This window comes from Myxococcus sp. CA005, from assembly GCF_006518205.1.
Classification (GTDB): Bacteria; Myxococcota; Myxococcia; order Myxococcales; family Myxococcaceae; genus Myxococcus; species Myxococcus xanthus.
In genome coordinates, this window is record NZ_SRLV01000002.1 from 68,647 (window position 1) to 84,571 (window position 15,925).

The 15,925-nt window shown below is 70.0% G+C and carries 17 protein-coding genes; 7 read left to right on the forward strand and 10 right to left on the reverse strand.

Annotation, left to right across the window (positions count from 1 at the left end):
* Positions 1 to 10 precede the first annotated feature (10 nt).
* Positions 11 to 1,672: a phospholipase D-like domain-containing protein gene (locus tag FMQ63_RS01195; RefSeq protein WP_011556678.1), complete on the reverse strand. Its 1,662-nt coding sequence runs from the start codon at positions 1,670 to 1,672 to the stop codon at positions 11 to 13.
* A gap of 20 nt (positions 1,673 to 1,692) precedes the next feature.
* Entirely contained in the window at positions 1,693 to 1,932 is a 240-nt protein-coding gene (locus FMQ63_RS01200) for a hypothetical protein (RefSeq protein ID WP_026114042.1), read from the reverse strand.
* Positions 1,933 to 2,401: 469 nt separating this feature from the next.
* On the opposite strand from FMQ63_RS01200, the gene FMQ63_RS01205 reads away from it, so the two are divergent.
* Both FMQ63_RS01205 and FMQ63_RS01210 read left to right on the forward strand, forming a co-directional pair.
* Complete coding sequence (locus FMQ63_RS01205; protein ID WP_011556680.1) at positions 2,402 to 2,977, forward strand: hypothetical protein; 576 nt, start codon at positions 2,402 to 2,404, stop codon at positions 2,975 to 2,977.
* A 59-nt stretch (positions 2,978 to 3,036) separates the two neighbouring features.
* Positions 3,037 to 3,822 carry a hypothetical protein gene (locus tag FMQ63_RS01210; protein WP_043612479.1) on the forward strand — a complete coding sequence of 262 codons (786 nt, stop codon included), beginning with the start codon at positions 3,037 to 3,039 and terminating at the stop codon, positions 3,820 to 3,822.
* A gap of 16 nt (positions 3,823 to 3,838) precedes the next feature.
* Here the strand turns inward: FMQ63_RS01210 and FMQ63_RS01215 are convergent, their stop codons facing one another.
* The 8 genes from FMQ63_RS01215 to FMQ63_RS01250 all read right to left on the reverse strand — a co-directional run bounded on the left by FMQ63_RS01215 (position 3,839) and on the right by FMQ63_RS01250 (position 9,352).
* Positions 3,839 to 4,267, reverse strand: a complete 429-nt coding sequence (locus FMQ63_RS01215) for a hypothetical protein (protein WP_043612483.1) — start codon at positions 4,265 to 4,267, stop codon at positions 3,839 to 3,841.
* A gap of 23 nt (positions 4,268 to 4,290) precedes the next feature.
* Complete coding sequence (locus tag FMQ63_RS01220; RefSeq protein WP_026114043.1) at positions 4,291 to 4,935, reverse strand: anti-sigma factor; 645 nt, start codon at positions 4,933 to 4,935, stop codon at positions 4,291 to 4,293.
* 72 nt (positions 4,936 to 5,007) lie between these two features.
* Positions 5,008 to 5,622, reverse strand: a complete 615-nt coding sequence (locus FMQ63_RS01225) for an RNA polymerase sigma factor (protein ID WP_026114044.1) — start codon at positions 5,620 to 5,622, stop codon at positions 5,008 to 5,010.
* 89 nt (positions 5,623 to 5,711) lie between these two features.
* Positions 5,712 to 6,644: an Immediate early protein ICP0 gene (locus FMQ63_RS01230; RefSeq protein WP_225909584.1), complete on the reverse strand. Its 933-nt coding sequence runs from the start codon at positions 6,642 to 6,644 to the stop codon at positions 5,712 to 5,714.
* Positions 6,645 to 6,722: 78 nt separating this feature from the next.
* Positions 6,723 to 7,223 carry a hypothetical protein gene (locus tag FMQ63_RS01235; RefSeq protein WP_011556686.1) on the reverse strand — a complete coding sequence of 167 codons (501 nt, stop codon included), beginning with the start codon at positions 7,221 to 7,223 and terminating at the stop codon, positions 6,723 to 6,725.
* A gap of 1 nt (position 7,224) precedes the next feature.
* Complete coding sequence (gene hemF / locus FMQ63_RS01240) at positions 7,225 to 8,130, reverse strand: oxygen-dependent coproporphyrinogen oxidase (protein WP_011556687.1); 906 nt, start codon at positions 8,128 to 8,130, stop codon at positions 7,225 to 7,227.
* Between the two features lie 82 nt (positions 8,131 to 8,212).
* A complete protein-coding gene (locus tag FMQ63_RS01245; RefSeq protein WP_011556688.1) occupies positions 8,213 to 8,971 on the reverse strand; it encodes a hypothetical protein in 759 nt (252 codons plus the stop codon).
* 90 nt (positions 8,972 to 9,061) lie between these two features.
* Positions 9,062 to 9,352, reverse strand: coding sequence for a DUF3467 domain-containing protein (locus tag FMQ63_RS01250; protein ID WP_011556689.1), 291 nt, complete (start codon positions 9,350 to 9,352; stop codon positions 9,062 to 9,064).
* Positions 9,353 to 9,427: 75 nt separating this feature from the next.
* Here FMQ63_RS01250 and FMQ63_RS01255 point away from each other — a divergent pair, with 75 nt between their 5' ends.
* The 5 genes from FMQ63_RS01255 to FMQ63_RS01275 all read left to right on the forward strand — a co-directional run bounded on the left by FMQ63_RS01255 (position 9,428) and on the right by FMQ63_RS01275 (position 15,871).
* Positions 9,428 to 10,234, forward strand: a complete 807-nt coding sequence (locus tag FMQ63_RS01255) for a carboxylesterase (RefSeq protein ID WP_011556690.1) — start codon at positions 9,428 to 9,430, stop codon at positions 10,232 to 10,234.
* A gap of 65 nt (positions 10,235 to 10,299) precedes the next feature.
* Entirely contained in the window at positions 10,300 to 11,028 is a 729-nt protein-coding gene (locus FMQ63_RS01260; RefSeq protein ID WP_011556691.1) for an ABC transporter ATP-binding protein, read from the forward strand.
* Positions 11,025 to 13,565, forward strand: coding sequence for an ABC transporter permease (locus FMQ63_RS01265; protein WP_011556692.1), 2,541 nt, complete (start codon positions 11,025 to 11,027; stop codon positions 13,563 to 13,565). Before FMQ63_RS01260 ends, FMQ63_RS01265 begins: the two co-directional genes overlap by 4 nt.
* Before the next feature lie 3 nt (positions 13,566 to 13,568).
* Positions 13,569 to 14,807 (forward strand): lipocalin-like domain-containing protein, encoded by a 1,239-nt coding sequence (locus tag FMQ63_RS01270; RefSeq protein WP_011556693.1) that lies wholly within the window; start codon positions 13,569 to 13,571, stop codon positions 14,805 to 14,807.
* Positions 14,808 to 14,995: 188 nt separating this feature from the next.
* On the forward strand, positions 14,996 to 15,871 hold the full coding sequence (locus FMQ63_RS01275; RefSeq protein ID WP_225909585.1) for a hypothetical protein: 876 nt from the start codon (positions 14,996 to 14,998) through the stop codon (positions 15,869 to 15,871).
* The last annotated feature ends 54 nt before the right edge of the window (positions 15,872 to 15,925 follow it).

The following is a 15,925-nucleotide window of genomic DNA, read 5'->3' on the forward strand; positions in this document are numbered from 1 at the left end:
CCGCGCGCGGCTAGCCTTCGTCCTGCGTGCAGGGAAGGATGGCGCGGTGCGGGCGCTCGGTGCCCGTGCCCACCAGCCAGCGCGACAGCAAGCGGACCCCGGAGGCGAACAGCCCGTCCTCGGCGCGGTGGAGCGCCTCGAAGAGGGACTCGTCCAGCACCGACTGCTCCGGGTCGATGATGAGCTCCTCGGGCTCCAGCGACTTGAGCAGCGGACTCTGGTCGAACACCGTCGACATCGGGTGGACGCGCAGGCGCCGCAGCCCCATGACAGCCACGTCGTCCAGCCACTCCACCAGTCCGCTGTCCGCGGCCGCCAGCAGGCGCAGGGCCGCCAGGCCCTCCAGCCCCGCGTGCTCAGCCATCAGCGACACGCGGATGCGGCGGATGGCGCGCGTCGTCGCGTCGTTCGGCGCCTCCGCCTCCCAGCTCAGGTTCAGCTCCGAATCCAACCCGAGGCTGCGGTTGGTGGTGTTCGCGGAGCCCAGCGTGAGGAAGCGGTCATCCACCACCATCACCTTCGAGTGGATGTACGTGTAGATGTCCTCGCCGGTGCGCGCGTCGTGCCCCGCGGAGCAGTACACGCCAAAGGCATGTCCCGTCTCGTGCGCCACGCGCTCCAGCGTGCGCAGCAGCCGCACCTGGGCGATGCCCATGGCCAACTGTTCGCGCAGCGCCTCCGGCTGCCGCGGCAGCACCAGGACAATCTGCAGCCGTCCCCGCCAGGAGGACCGCATGCGTTTCACCAGCGCCTGGAAGATGGCCCGCGAGGAGAAGTACTGGTTTTCGATGTAGATGAAGCGCTCGGCCGAAGCGATGGCGTCCAGATACAGCATGGCCACCTCCTGCACCGGGGGCTGCGGCGGGAGGAGCGTCTTGCCGAAGGTGCGGCTGATGGCCACCGGCCCCAGCGGCGCTGGCAGGCTCGGCGTGAAGTCCACGTCATCCCGAGACACCCTGGGCAGCCGCAGCTCACCGCCGCCCGAGTGCGCCCAGCGCGCCTCGAACAACTCCGCCAGGCGGTCCACCACCGGCCCCGTCAGCACGGACTGCACGTCATGGTAGGGGCCGTGCGGATCCCTCCCACTGTCACAGCGCAGCTCCGAGTGCACCCGGTGTTCCCGGTCATCCCACCGGCAATCACAGACATCCATGCCGCCGGAGAAAGCCACCGCGCCGTCGATGACGACCAGCTTCTGGTGATGCGCGCCATACAACGGACTGGAGGCGTCGAAGCGGAAGCACACCTGCCCGTTCGCCGTCCAATTGAAGATGAGCCGCTGCATCCACTCGCGCTCCATGGCGAGCAGCAGGCTGAAGTCCCACGCCAGCACGTAGACGCGCAGCTCCGGGTTGGCCCGGCACAGCTCGTCCAGCATCGGCAGCAGCCGTGACTCGCCGCGCGCCTCGCGAAGGTCCTCGCCTCTCAGCAGCGCCACGTCGCTGTCGAACTGCCAGCCGGTCATCGCGATGTAACGACGGGCCTTCTGCGCGGCCCGGTACAGCTCCCGGTAGTAGTCGCGCGCGTCCACCAGTACGCCCGCGTCGCTCGCCTCCTCCACCGTCCAGCAATTCCGCCCGGGACAGATGATGCGTCTCACAGGTGCGTCCCTTCCCGTCCCCGCCTCGGCCGCCCTCACCTGGCGCCACCGCCAGGTCCTCCTGCACCGCACACGCCCCGGATTGGCGTGTGTCAGCCGACGAAGACGATGTGCTTGCCCGTGGCGACCGCCATGTCCTTGGAGGACATCACCTGCGCCACCTTCTTCACCTCGCCGCCCACCGTGTCGAAGGCCGCCGCGATGAGGTCGCCCAGCGTCACCTGCACCTGGCGGGCGCCCCGGCCAGCCCCCTTCACCGCGCTCGCTGCCGACACCTCCATCTGCTGGGCCTCACGACGGATGACCTGTCCACGCTTCTGAGTCTTCGCCATGATTTCGTCTCCAAGGGTGAGAGGGTTGCTTGTGCTGCTTCCTTCAGCAACCGGCGTGCCGAGCACCAACCCCGCGATTTTCCGAAGGCCGGCTGCCTGCCCCCCCGCCCCAGGGACCGGACTTCTGACTTTTTTTCAGCCCTGTCCCGGCGAGCTTCCGACGGAAGTTCTTCCCCGAGGCCTGATGACGGCATCCGGCCGCTGGGGCACTCCGCCGGGGCAGGTTGCCCCGCTGGGGCATCCCGCCCCACGGGGCCCACGGATGCCCGCTCCCGCGCGCCGCGTGAGCGCACGCCCACTCACAGCGAAACCCAGGTCACCTGGCTTCATACCGACCGCGCGGGTCGTTATGGAGCCACGGGGAATCCCATATCGAATCTTCCGGAAAATTACAGACATGTAAGTCTATTTGAAAATATAGGAAAAAGCCGCTTCAATACGTGTCACTCCTCACGAGGGCGTTACCCGTATGGAATTGAAGACTCCCATCAGCGCCACCGCACCGACCCTTCAGCCCATGTCGTTCCAGGGCATCGAAGTCATCGGCCAGTCGATTCTCGCCATCGTCAACGGCATGGAGCTCGCCCAGTCACGCGCGTTGCGCATCCTGGGGGAGAACGGCATCGCGCCGCTGAAGGCGGATGCCTGGTACCCCATGCCCGCCCTGCTGAAGTCGTTCCGGCTGGTGTTCGACAAGATTGGTCCCAGCACGGTGAGAACCATTGGCCGGAAGATTCCAGACAGCGCGCACTTCCCGCCGGACATCGACACGCTGGAGAAGGGGCTGCGCGCGGTGGACATGGCATACCGGATGAACCACCGCGGCAAGGGTGCCATCGGCGGCTACCGCTTCGAGCCGGTGGATAAGCGAAACGCTCGCATGGTGTGTGACAACCCCTATCCGTGTGACCTGGACCTGGGGCTCATCGAAGCCATTGGCGACCGGTTCCGTCCCAAGGATTCACTTTGGGTGCGTATTGAACATGAGGCCAAGAGTTGCCGGCGGCGCGGCGACAGTGCCTGCACGTACAGCATCAATTGGTAGCGGAGTCCCGCCAGCGGGCCGGGGGCGGCGCATCACCAGACACCCCAGGGAGGTCCATCATGAAGGAAGTGCTCCAACACATCGCCGTGCGCGAGGCGCGCTTCGCAGCGCACCCCTTCTTCTCCGACATGCGGATGGACCGCCCCATTGAACAGGTGATGGCCTTCGCGCCACGCCTGACCTTCTGGGTGATGACGTTCCAGGACGTGCTGCGCCTCAACGCACACTTCATCCAGGACGCGCACCTCAAGGCGCTGGCCACGCGGCACCATGCCGAGGAGGGCGGGCATGACCAGTGGTTCGAGGACGACATCTCCGCGCTCACGGGCGGCTCGCTGAGCATCGGCACCATGTACGGCCGCGCGCACGTGAAGACGCGTGACGCGGCCTACGCCATCATCAGCGAGGTGTACCGCCCGGTGGATGACCGGCTGCGCATCGTCCTGCTGTGGGCGCTGGAGTCCACCAGCCATGTCTTCTTCAGCCGCACCGCCATCATCAGCGCGGCGCAGGGCGCGGACGACCGGCTGAAGTACTTCTCCGACCACCACATGCAGGCCGAAGCGCAGCACGCCATGTTCGAACAGGAGCTGGCGGCGGAGCTGGAGGCCATGCAGTTGTCCCCGGAGGTGCGCGCGGACGCCCTGGCCATGGTGGACCGCATCTACGCGGCGTTCGACACCATGTTCGACGGGCTGCGCGTCAACCTGGAGCGGGAGCACGCCGAGGCCCCCGCACCGGGCCTCCAGGCGCACACCGCCACCGCCGAAGTCCTCCCCCTGGAGATGGAAGAGGACCTGGAAATCATCGTCCTGGAGGAGGACGGGGAAGCCCGCGCCGCCTGAGGCGGCGCTGGGGGAACTACCGCGCGGGAGGGGAGAGCACGAGGATGAGCTCCCCGCCCACGTACTTACCGGCCTTCTGGTAGACGGCGCCCTGGCGGCCCAGCTCCACGTCCAGCGTGGGCTGACGGGGAATGGCCACGCGCACCGTGGCCGTGCCGTCCTTGATGCCCTGCAGTTGCAGCGTCGCGTTGGCGCCGTTGGGCAGCTTCACCTCGGAGGCGCTCTTCGCGCTCACCGTCAGCACCTCATTCGAGAGGCGCTTGAACGAGGTGAAGCTGAAGTTCTGCTTCTGGAACTGCTCCTTCATCTTCTCCAGCTCGGGCGGGTCGACCTCGGTGCCCTTCTTCGAGGCGAGCACTACCTCGACCTGGACCTGGACTTTCGCGTCTTGTGCGCTGGCGGCCATGGGCAGCAACAGGCCCAGCCCCAGCAGCGCCCACAGCATCCGGCCCGACGACACGTGTCTTCTCACAAGGAACCTCCCGACGGCCTGGGGGCGTCGGGGGCCGGGCGCGCGGGGACGTTGCGCCCGCTTGCGTCTGGCTGACCGACACCTGTCTGGTCCTGCCGCTCACCCTTCTCCGCGCCGGGAGACAGGACGTCCGAGTCCTCGTCCACCAGCCAGATGATGGTGCCCCCATTGTCCGTCTCCATCACCACCGGCGCCACCTGGGCGTTGCGGTAGGGCTGGATGGACTTCACCGTCATGCGCTCGGAGGCGTACCCCACCGGCGCCCGGTCGCTCGTCAGCAGGGGGACCCCCACCAGTAGCAGCACGGCCGCGGTGGCCAGCGACGAAATCATCGCGGTGCGCTGGTAGAGAAACATTTCGGACACTGCCAGCTTCAGCCGCTCCATGAGGGGCGGCTTGTCCGGCGTCACCCGCGCCATGACGCGCTGGGTGAAGTCCTTGAAGTCCACGTCGTCCACGGCCATGTCCAGGCCCACCCGAAGGAGCCCGGATTCCGCGCGAAGGTCCGCCGCCCGTCCAGTACAGTCCCGGCAGGCCGCCAGGTGCCGCTCCACGTTGACGCGCTCGCCGGAGCTCAGCTCTCCGTCGACGTACGGGGACAGCATGGGTACGAAACGCTCACACGCGGGATTACCGGCCATTGGTTCCACCTGCTTGCTGGAAGGGGCTGCGAAAATTGGGACGGGCAGGTCCCTCAGATATTCGAGGCCCGCTCAATCACTGCCCACGCCGCTCTTCGCTTCGTCCAACTCCAGGTATTCACTGAGGATTTTCTGAACCTTGGCCCGGGCATGGAAAAGCCGGCTCATCACCGTGCCCTTGGGGATGTCCAGGGTGCGGGCGAGGTCGTCGTAGGACATGCCCTCGATTTCCCGCAGCAGGAGGATGGCCCGATGCTTCTCCGGCACCGTGGCCAGGGCCTCCTGGATCTTCTCCGCCAGTTCGCGGCGCAGGGCGCTCTTCTGGGGATTGGTGCCCAGCCGGCTGCCCAGGGCGCCGATTCGGGCCTCGGACAGGTCCACGGACTGGCTCTCGTCGAACTCCACGACCTCGCCGCCTCCGCCACGCTTGCGGATGACGTCGATGCAGATGTTGACGGTGATGCGGTAGAGCCACGTGTAGAAGGACGAGTCGCCCTTGAAGTGGTCCAGATACTTGTAGACCTTGACGAACGCCTCCTGGGAGACGTCCATCGCTTCCTCCTTGTCCTTCAGCATGCCCAACGCAACGGCGTACACCTTGCGCTGGTAACGCTCGACGAGGAGTTTGAAAGCGCGCTGGTCGCCGGTCCGGACGCGCTTGACGAGAGTGAGGTCGTCGGTTGCCAAGTAGGTGCGGCAACCTAGCACAAGCGGACACAATCCAAGGAGATTCGCGCCGGCGAAGGCGCCGCCGACGGGCCGACGGGCCGACGGGCCTAGAGGCTGACGAGCGCCGCCACGGCCAGCGCGATGGCCAGCAGCACCAGCAGTGCGCCAAACGTCACCCGGTCCCACTGCCCCTCCGCCACCGCCCCGTCGTCCGGCCCCGCGCGGAAGCGGTGCAGCACGTTCCACAGCATCCGCGCGCCCAGGCGGCGGTTCGTCCCGCGTCGGCGCTGGGTATCCCCGTCTTGCTGCGCGTCCTCCGATGAAGAGGCCTCGTCGCGCGGACGCAGCGCGGGCATGACCGGGCCGTGAAGGGCCGTGGCCGCGCGGGCGCCGGCCGCCTGGACGAGCGGCTGCTCGGCTGGCCGGGCCGCGGCTTCCTCCGAGTGGCGCACCTCGGGAGGCGGATCCAGCCGCACCTCGGCGGCTCGCGTCCGGGCTTCGGCGGGGGTGCGGGCTTCCATCACCCACAGGCCCCGCGTCACGCCGTCCTCGCCGGTGCGCGCGTCCCGCAGCTCGCCGAAGCCCTGCCCCTCCAGCGCCTCGCGGAAGGCCTGGCGCGCCTCGGGCTGGGGCGGGTGCCGCGCCGCCGCCGTGGCGTAGGCCGTGTAGAACGCCCACAGCCGCGTGGCCCGCTCCGAGCCTGGCACCTGCGGAGGCGACAGATGCGAGGCCAGCAGCGCCGCGTCCGACCCGAAGCGCTGGCCCAATGCCTCCTGCCCCGGCGTGTCCTCCAGGCCCGGTGGCACCAGCTCCGCCACCGACTTCACCGGCGCGCGCTCCTGGCCGCCCATGGGTGGGTGCAGGGGCGGCGGCAATCGCGGGCGGAAGTTGTCCCCCGGCCGGGGTGGCTGCGCCGACGGGCCCCAGTCCTGGAGCTGAGGCCCCGGCGCGCCCGGACCTTCGGGGCGTCTGGCGCCACGACCGCCCCCCAGCGAGCGGAGGGCGCGGTCAATCACGTTGGGGATGCGGAAGGAGGACATGGGCAATGCCTCACCCTGGCTTGGGGGGTCCCGGCTTCCTGATTTTCGGCGGACGGAAGCGCGGGGTTGCGCGGCGGACTATTCGCCCTCGCGCTCCACCTCGATGGGCGTCGTCATTCCGTTGGCATCCAGACGAACGCGGTAGAGGGAGTTCAGCCCGTCGCCGTCGAAGTCACCCCGCGCGATGCAGGACACCTCCGGCTCGCCCACGGGGCTCTCCTGCACCACCACCTGATACTGGAAGTGGACCTTTCCGTCGGGCTCGAAACCAATCCGGTGAAAGGCTTCGTCCTTGGGGAAAGCCACGGCCCTGCCGCCGCGCGGAACTTCCTTCGGCGTGGGGCCCGCGGTGACGTAGACGCCGTGCTCGTCGCGGTAGGTCTGGACGGCGTCACACAGCGCGAGCACGTTGACGCGGGCCTCGGCGTCGCTGGGAGGCGCCGCCTGTGTGGCGGGGCTCCTTCCCGAACACTGCGTCACCAGCAAGTGGCCCGCGGTCACCGCGAGCACGACGACGAGGATGAGGGGGGCCGGCCGCCTCCGGAGCGGCGCATTCCAGTCCGACTCATTCCACGCCATCTCAGCCTCCTCTCGCCCAGTCGCGTGGCTGGCGCAACACCTCCACCAGCCGTGCCTCCGGCGTGCCGGGCTCGGGGTGGTAGTCGTAGCGCCAGCGGACCTGCGGCGGCAGGGACATGAGGATGGACTCGGTGCGCCCGCGCGTCTCCAGGCCGAAGACGGTGCCCCGGTCATAGACGAGGTTGAACTCCACGTAGCGCCCGCGCCGCACCTCCTGCCAGAAGCGCTGCCCCTCCGTCGCCGGCGTGTCCTTGCGCCGCTCGGCGATGGGCAGGTACGCGTCCAGGAAGGCCCGGCCGCAGTCCTGGACGAAGGCGAACTCCTTCTCCAGCTCCCCGCCCATGTTCTCGAAGAAGATGCCGCCTACCCCGCGCGTCTCCTCGCGGTGGCGCAGGTAGAAGTACTTGTCACAGGCGCTCTTGAAGCGCGGGTAGTAGCCCGCGTCGTGCTTGTCACAGGCGGCCTGGTGCACGCGGTGGAAGTGCGCCGCGTCCTCTTCATAGAGGTAGTAGGGCGTCAGGTCCGCGCCGCCGCCGAACCACGCCTTCCCGCCCTGCTGGATGAAGCGGTAGTTGGCGTGCACGGTGGGCACATGCGGGTTGCGCGGGTGCAGCACCAGGGAGATGCCGCCCGCCCAGAAGTGGCGGCCCTCGCCCTGGAGCTTCTGCGCGAACTGCTCCTCCAGTTCGCCGTACACCACGGACGTATTGACGCCGGCCTTCTCCAGCACGGCGCCGTCCTCCAGCACCCGGCTGCGTCCACCGCCGCCGCCCGGCCGGGTCCAGGAGTCCTCGCGGAAACGCGTCGAGCCGTCCAGCCGCTCCAGGCCGCCGCAGATGTCGTCCTGCAGCGACCGGATGAAGCCCGTCATCCGCTCCTTGAGGCTCTCAACGTCCACCGTCTTCATTCGCTCTCCCGAGGGCTCGGCGCGTGGGGCGCCCGCGTCAGGCCTACACCAACTTCCCGGCCCCGGGGAGAACTCCCGCGCCCTACTGCTGCATCGAGTATTCGTCCGGGGCCTCGAAGTCCACGGGCGGGACGGCCGGCGCCATCTGCCCCGCCGCGTCGAAGGCCTGGATGCGGGCCCGGTAGCTGCGGCCGTCCTCCATGGCGAAGGTGCCGCTGCAGGCCTCATGGCCGATGAAGGCGGTGTTGTTGCTCACCGGCACCACGTACTGCTGCACGCTGGGGCCAGGACGGCGCGGCTCCAGCTTCACCACCAGGTACGCCGGGCTGTCCTCCTTCAGCGACAGGTTGAGCCGCACGAAGCGGGCGGTGCCCTGCGCGGTGCGGCGAAGGAAGCCCTCCGAGACGGCGGGCCGCTTGAGCCAGCGCGGGGCCTGCTTGTCCGGCCCCTTGCCTGTGCGCCACTCGGGCAGCATAGTGCCCCGGCCGTTGAGGAGCGCCACGTTGGGCAGAACCTCATCCACGCGCAGCGTGTAGCGCTTGTCCGCCTCCATGGCCCCGGCTGGCTTGAGGATGACGGTGACGCGGCCCAGGCTGCTCTCCCAGCCGCGCTGCACCGCCACCTCGACGACGTGGCTGTCCGACACCAGCCGCAGCTTCTTCCCCACCAGCGCGGCCACCTGGGGGCGCGCCGTCCCGACGCCTTCCAGCAGGAAGCGGGAGTTGGTGGGGATGATGGAGCCCGGTGTGGGGAAGAGCTGCACGCCATCCCCCAGGCACTGGGCCGCGGCGGAAGAGGCATAGAGCGATACGAGCAAGGGGACCAGGAATCTCAGCACCATGACCCCGAGTCTGCGCGTCACCGGCCCCGAAGGCCAGTGAAGCGCCCATGGAAACACGCGACGTGCGGGTCTCCCCGGCGAAAACGGCGCTCAGTGCATGCCGCCGTCTTCCTCTGGAATCGCGATGGGGCCGAACTTCGCCTCGTAGCGCTGGATGTTGTCCTGCATCGCCGCCACCAGGCGCTTCATGTGCTTGGGGTTGGTGATGATGCGCGAACGCACCCGGGCCTTGGGCTGCTGGGGCTGGACGTAAATGAAGTCCAGGGTGAACTCGGTGTCGGAGTGGTTCACCAGGGCCATGTTGACGTACTGACCATTGGCCACGTCTTCGTCCATCTGAATCTGCAACTGCATGTCCGGGGGCTTCGGAGTGTCCGCCATGAGGCAGGGGGCATAGCGCCTGCGCTCGCGCGTGGCCAGTGTCACGGCGTGAGCCCGTTCCCAGAAGCCGCTCCCTTGGACCCGCGAAAGACGGCGCCCTTCGAGCTGGGCCGGGGCGAGGAGGTGTGCCTGCTCCTGCACGGCTTCACGGGGAGCCCCTGGGACGTGCGCCCCCTGGGCGAGGCCCTGGCGGTCCGTGGGCTGCGCGTGGTGGCGCCGCGCCTGCCCGGCCATGGCACCACCCCACAGGCCCTGCTCGACGTCACCTGGCGTGACTGGTTGGCGGCGGCGGAGCACGCCCTGCACGCGCTCCGGGGCCACCGGAGTGTGTTCGTGGCGGGCCTGTCCATGGGCGCGCTGCTGGCGCTCGAGCTGGCCGCGCGGCATCCGGAGGAGATACGCGCGCTGACGCTGATGGCGCCCGCCGTGCGCTTCCGGGGGCCGCGCATGTTCCTGGTCCGGCAACTGGCGCGCACGCCCGTCCTGGAGTGGACGCGTCCGTGGGTGGAGAAGACGGGCACCGACATCTCGGACCCGGAGGCGCTGGCGGAAGCGCCCGTGCTGCCCGCCTTTCCCGTGGCCCGGTTGCGGGACCTGTGCACGTTGCAGACGCTGGCCATCCGGGACGCGGCCCGCGTGCGCTGCCCCACCCTGGTGGCGGTGGCGGAGCAGGACCACGTCGTGGCCCCGGAGGGAGGGCGGTGGCTCGCACGGCGCCTCACCGCGGCGCCGTCGGTGCGCGTCCTGTCGCTGCGGCAGGGGTATCACGTCATCCCTCGGGACACGGCGGGGCCCTTGCTGGCGGCGGAGGTCGGAGACTTCCTGGCGCAGCAGCGGAGCGCCTCGTGGTGGGAGTCCGCGTCGCCCGCCGCTGGCGCCTGAGTGGGGTGCGGGCATGCGCTGAAGGTCGAGCGACGGACAGGGCATCCGTGTATGGAGAAGCCCCCATGTCCCCGCCCGACTCCCCTCCCCTGGTCGAACTGCGCGACGTCACGAAGGCCTACGCCGAAGGCGACACCACGCGCGAGGTGCTCTCCGGCGTGCGGCTCTCCTTGCGTCGAGGCGAGTTCGTGGTGCTGCTGGGGCGCAGCGGCTCGGGCAAGTCCACGCTGCTCAACCTCATCAGTGGCATCGACCTGGCCAGTCAGGGCGAGGTCCGCGTGGATGGCCGCGACCTGGGACGGATGAATGAGCGCGAGCGCACGCTGCTGCGGCGCGAGCGCATCGGCTTCATCTTCCAGGCCTTCAACCTGCTCCCCACGCTGACGGTGGAGGAGAACGTACGGCTGCCGCTGGAGCTCAACGGCCAGGGCGGCGCGGAGGCCAGTGTGCGGGCGCGGGCGCTGCTCGATCAGGTGGGGCTCGGCACCCGCGCCAGCAGCTTCCCGGACCGGTTGTCCGGCGGCGAGCAGCAGCGCGTCGCGGTGGCCCGCGCGCTGGCCCATGAACCACCGTTGCTGCTGGCGGACGAGCCCACCGGCAACCTCGACGAGGCCACGGGACGGCAGGTGCTGGACCTGCTGGAGGCGCTGACCCAGAAGGGCAACACCTGCGCGCTGGTCGTCACCCACGAGCCCGGCCTGGTGGCCCGCGCGCACCGCGTCCTGACGATGGAGGGCGGCCGGCTGGTGGAGGTGGAGCACACGCCCATCCGCGCGATGAAGGAGGCGCTGTGAAGGGGCTGCTGGTCCGCTCCAGCCTGCGCCACCTGGGCCGCCACCCGTGGCTGACGGCCCTGTCGCTGCTGGGCATCGCGCTGGGCGTGGCGGTGGTGGTGTCCATCGACCTGGCCAGCGGCAGCGCCCTGCGCGCCTTCGAGCGCTCCACGGACGCGGTGGCCGGACGCGCCACGCACCAGCTCCTGGGCGGCTCCACGGGCGTGCCGGAGGCGGTATACCAGGCGCTGCGCGTGCGCCCCGGCGCCCCCGTGGCCGCGCCCGTGGTGGAGGGCTACGTCCAGGCGGCGGTGGGCGACAAGCGCACGCTCACCGTGCTGGGCGTGGACCCCTTCGCGGAAGGGCCGTTCCGCGACTACGCCCGGGGTGAGGCGGTGGGGAACGTGAGCGCGCTGCTCACCGAGCCGGGCGCGGTGATGCTGAGCGCCCGCGCCGCGCGCGCCCTGGGCCTGTCCACCGGCGACACGCTGCCGGTGCGCCTGGAAGGACTGGAGAAGCCGCTGCGCGTGGTGGGCCTGCTGGAGCCCGCGGACGAGGACACCGCGCGGGCCCTGGAGGCCCTGGTGCTCACCGACGTGTCCACCGCGCAGGAGCTGCTGGGGCACACCGGCCGGCTGACGCGCGTGGACCTGCGGCTGACCGGCGGCGACGCGCAGGAACGAGCCGTGGCGGCCACGCTGCCGCAAGGCCTGGAGTTGGTGCGCGCCGCCGCGCGGGCGGGCACGGTGGAGCAGATGACGCGGGCCTTCCGCACCAACCTCACCGCGCTGTCGCTGCTGGCGCTCGTGGTGGGGATGTTCCTCATCTACAACACCATGACGTTCTCCGTGGTGCAGCGGCGCGGGCTGCTGGGCCGCCTGCGCGCGGTGGGCATCACCCGGCGCGAGCTCTTCGCGCTGGTGCTGGGCGAAGCGGCCGTGCTGGGCGCGGTGGGGACCGTGGCGGGCTTGCTCTTGGGCGTGTTGCTGGCGCGAGGGCTGGTGGAGCTCGTCACCCAGACGCTCAATGATTTGTATTTCGTGGTGAGCGTGCGGCGGCTGGCGCTGGAGCCCTTCACCCTGTTCAAGGGGCTGGCGCTGGGACTGGGCGCCACGCTGCTGGCCGCGCTGGTGCCTGCGTGGGAGGCCGCGCGTTCGCCGCCAGTGACGACGATGCGCAGGTCCACGCTGGAGGACGTATCGCGCGGACGGGCGCCCCGGTTGGCGCTGCTGGGCCTCGGGGTGCTGGCCGCGGGCACCGTGCTGCTGCGGTGGCCCACCCAGGCGCTGCTTCCCGCGTATGGCGGCCTCTTCTCGGTGCTGCTGGGCGCGGCGCTGCTGGTGCCCTGGGCCACACAGACGGTGTCCGCGCTGGCGGCACGACCGCTGGGCATGGCCTTTGGTCTGCTGGGGCGCATGGCCGCGCGAGGTGTGCACACCAGCCTCAGCCGCACGTCCGTGGCGCTGGCGGCGCTAATGGTGGCGGTGGCCACCACGGTGGGTGTGGGCCTCATGGTGTCCAGCTTCCGGGGCACGGTGGTGTCGTGGCTGGACACCTCGCTCCAGGCGGACGTGTTCATCTCGCCGCCCTCGCTCGTGGCGCGGCGCGGAGGCGCGACGCTGCTCCCCGGTCTGGCGGAGACGCTGCGCGCCACGCCGGGCGTCGCGGGCAGCAGCACCCTTCGCGTGGCGAACGTGCGCGTGGACGGCGTGCCCACGGACCTGATGGCCGTCGACTTCTCGCGCACGCCGGTGCGCCCCTACACCTTCAAGCAGGGTGACGCGAAGACGGCGTGGCGTGAGTTGGAGTCCTCGCCCGACACGATTCTCGTCTCGGAGCCCTTCGGCTTCCACCGGGGCGTGGAGCTGGGGGACTCCGTGCGACTGGCCACGGACAAGGGCCCCCGCGACTTCCGCGTGGTGGGCGTGTACTTCGACTACGGCTCCGACGTGGGCACGCTGCTGATGCCACGCACCACCTACGAGCACTGGTTCGACGACCGGGGCATCAGCGGCGTGGCGCTGTACGCGGCGCCCGGCCAGGACGTGGACGCGCTGGTGGCCTCGGTGCGCGAGCGCGCCGGAGACACCCAGGCGCTACTGGTGCGCGCCAACCGCTCGCTGCGGCAGGCGTCCCTGGACGTCTTCGACCGCACCTTCACGATTACGCAGGTGCTGCGGCTGCTCGCCATTGGCGTGGCCTTCGTGGGCGTGCTGAGCGCACTGATGGCGCTGCAACTGGAGCGGGCGCGCGAGTTCGCCGTGCTGCGCGCCACCGGCCTGACGCCGGAGCAGCTCTGGGGACTGGTGTCACTGCAGACAGGACTGTTGGGACTGCTGGCGGGGCTGTTCTCCGTGCCATTGGGCGTGGGGCTGGCCTACGTGCTGGTGCACGTCATCAACCAGCGGTCCTTCGGCTGGACGCTTCAACTGGCCCTGACACCCCAGACGCTGGTGCAGGCCGTGGTGCTGGCGCTGGTGGCGGCGGCGCTGGCGGGCCTCTACCCCGCCTGGAAGATGGCGCGCGCCCATCCCGCGCTGGCGCTGCGGGAGGAGTGACACATGAGCAACGGCCGGGGACTCGTCGTGGGAACGGTGGTGGTGTTGGTGGGACTGGCTGCGGCGGTGGTGGCCATCACCCGCGAGCAACCACTGCCCGCGCTGCGCCAGGGCGGCACGCTGACCGTGGCCAGCGCCATGAGCGGCAGCACGGAGGGCTACGCGCGCGCGAAGGAACCTCGGGACTTCCACTTCCCCGAGGACCACGGCCCGCATCCGGAGTACCGCACGGAGTGGTGGTACTGGACAGGCAACCTGGAGACGGAGGACGGGCGCGCCTTCGGCTACCAGTTCACCCTGTTCCGCAACGCGCTGGCCCCCGAGGCCGCGCCGCGTGACTCCGCCTGGGGCGCCAGCCAGGTCTACATGGGGCACTTCGCGGTGACGGACGTGGCCAGCGGCGGATTCCACGCCTCGGAGCGCTTCAGCCGCGTGGCGCTGGGACTGTCCGGCGCCACCTCGCAACCCTTCAAGGTGTGGCTGGAGGACTGGGAGGCGGCCAGCGCGGGCCCGTCCACCTGGCCCATGCGGCTGCGCGCGCGGACGGACGCGGTGACACTGGAGCTGCTCCTGGAGCCGGGCAAACCACCGGTGCTCCAGGGCGACCGGGGCCTGAGCCAGAAGAGCGCGGAGCGCGGCAACGCGTCCTACTACTACTCCATGACGCGCATGCCCTCGCGCGGCACGGTGCGGGTGGACGGGCGCACGTACGCGGTGAAGGGCCATAGCTGGATGGACCGCGAGTGGAGCACCAGCGCGCTCGGCGCGACCCAGGTGGGCTGGGATTGGTTCTCGCTCCAGCTCTCCGATGGCAGCGAGCTGATGTACTACCAGCTCCGTCACCGGGACGGCTCGCCGGACGCGTTCAGCACCGGCCTGTGGGTGCCCCCCGAAGGCACGGGTGAAGCGGTGCACGTCGGCCGCGACGACATGAAGCTCACGGTGCTGGACACCTGGAAGAGCCCACACAGTGGCGGTGAGTACCCGTCACGCTGGCGCATGCAGGTGGATTCGCTGGGCCTGGACCTCACCGTGACACCGCGCCTGGCGGACCAGGAGCTCCCCGTCAGCGTGCTGTACTGGGAAGGCACGGTAGGGCTGGAGGGGACGCGCGCGGGCCAGCCCCTCACGGGGCGCGGGTATGTGGAGCTGACGGGCTACGCGGACACGCAGGGGCCTCGACGCAGGGAGTCCCAGGCGCGAGGCGCGCCGGATGCGCAAACCACGCAGAACATCCGGTAGCGCATCCTCGCCTCCAACCCGGGGGCATCCCGTTCGCCAACTCCAGACAGCCGGAATCGCCGAACGGCCAGGGCAAACGCTTTGCCGCCTGCCTGGATTGCCCGGGCCTCCGCTCCAGTGGCACGAAGCAGGTGCCAGGGCCTTCACCGGCGCGTGCCCGGTGAGAACGGGAGCGGACCATGCAACGGATGCGAGCAAGCTTTCTGATTCGGGGCGTGGACGGCAGGCTGCGACACGGCAAGGCGCTCTTCTCGGGCCTGGCGTATTCCTTGAGGCACGACGGCACGCTGGATTCGCTGATGGCGGCGTCGGAAGGTGTCATCACCGGCCCCTCCCCCGACTGGCTCCCGCTGCCCGAAGGCGGGCTGCGCGTGAACAGCGCGCTGCTGGAGATGCCCGAGGACTATGGGCCTCGGCTCTTCCAGGGCCGGCCCTTCACAGGCGTCGCCTATGCCTTCACGCGCAACGGCTACTGTACCTCCGAGGTGGAATACGCGGGCGGCTTCGCCACCGAGGTGTCCGAGCGGCGCTGGTACGTGTCGGGACAACCCAAGATGCACGTGGACGGAGGTGAGTACACGTCCTGGTTCCCCGACGGACGCATCCAGCGCCGGGGATTGAAGGGGGAGCTCGTCTACGGCCTCAACACGCGGGACGACGGCCACCTGCGGGAGCTGGTGCTGCGGGACGCGAGCTTCCTGGACATGGAGATATTGAGCGCGCTGACGCCGACGGAGGAGTTCCAGATGCTCGGCGGCGCGGTCGACACGGCGATGCTGCACACGCTGCGGGAGCAGACGGACATCGGCGCCGTCCCAAGACTCCGGCTGGTGCAGACCCGCGTGGGCGCGGAGGGCGTCGAAATCCTGGCCGCCTTCAAGAACCTGCGGGAGGTCTGGTTCGACGGCAACCCGGGCCTGGGACTCCAGGAGGCCCGGAAGCTCGAGCGGCTCCGGCCCGGCTGCGTGGCGCACCACGTGGACCCCGACGCGCTCCCGCCCGTGCGCAGGCCTCGCGTCCTGTCCTCCGCGGCCAACGGACACACGGCACGCCCCCGAGGGTGAGGCGTCCAGGTTCCCGGTGAGGGCAGCGCGGAGCCCTACCGCTTCCTCGGCCTT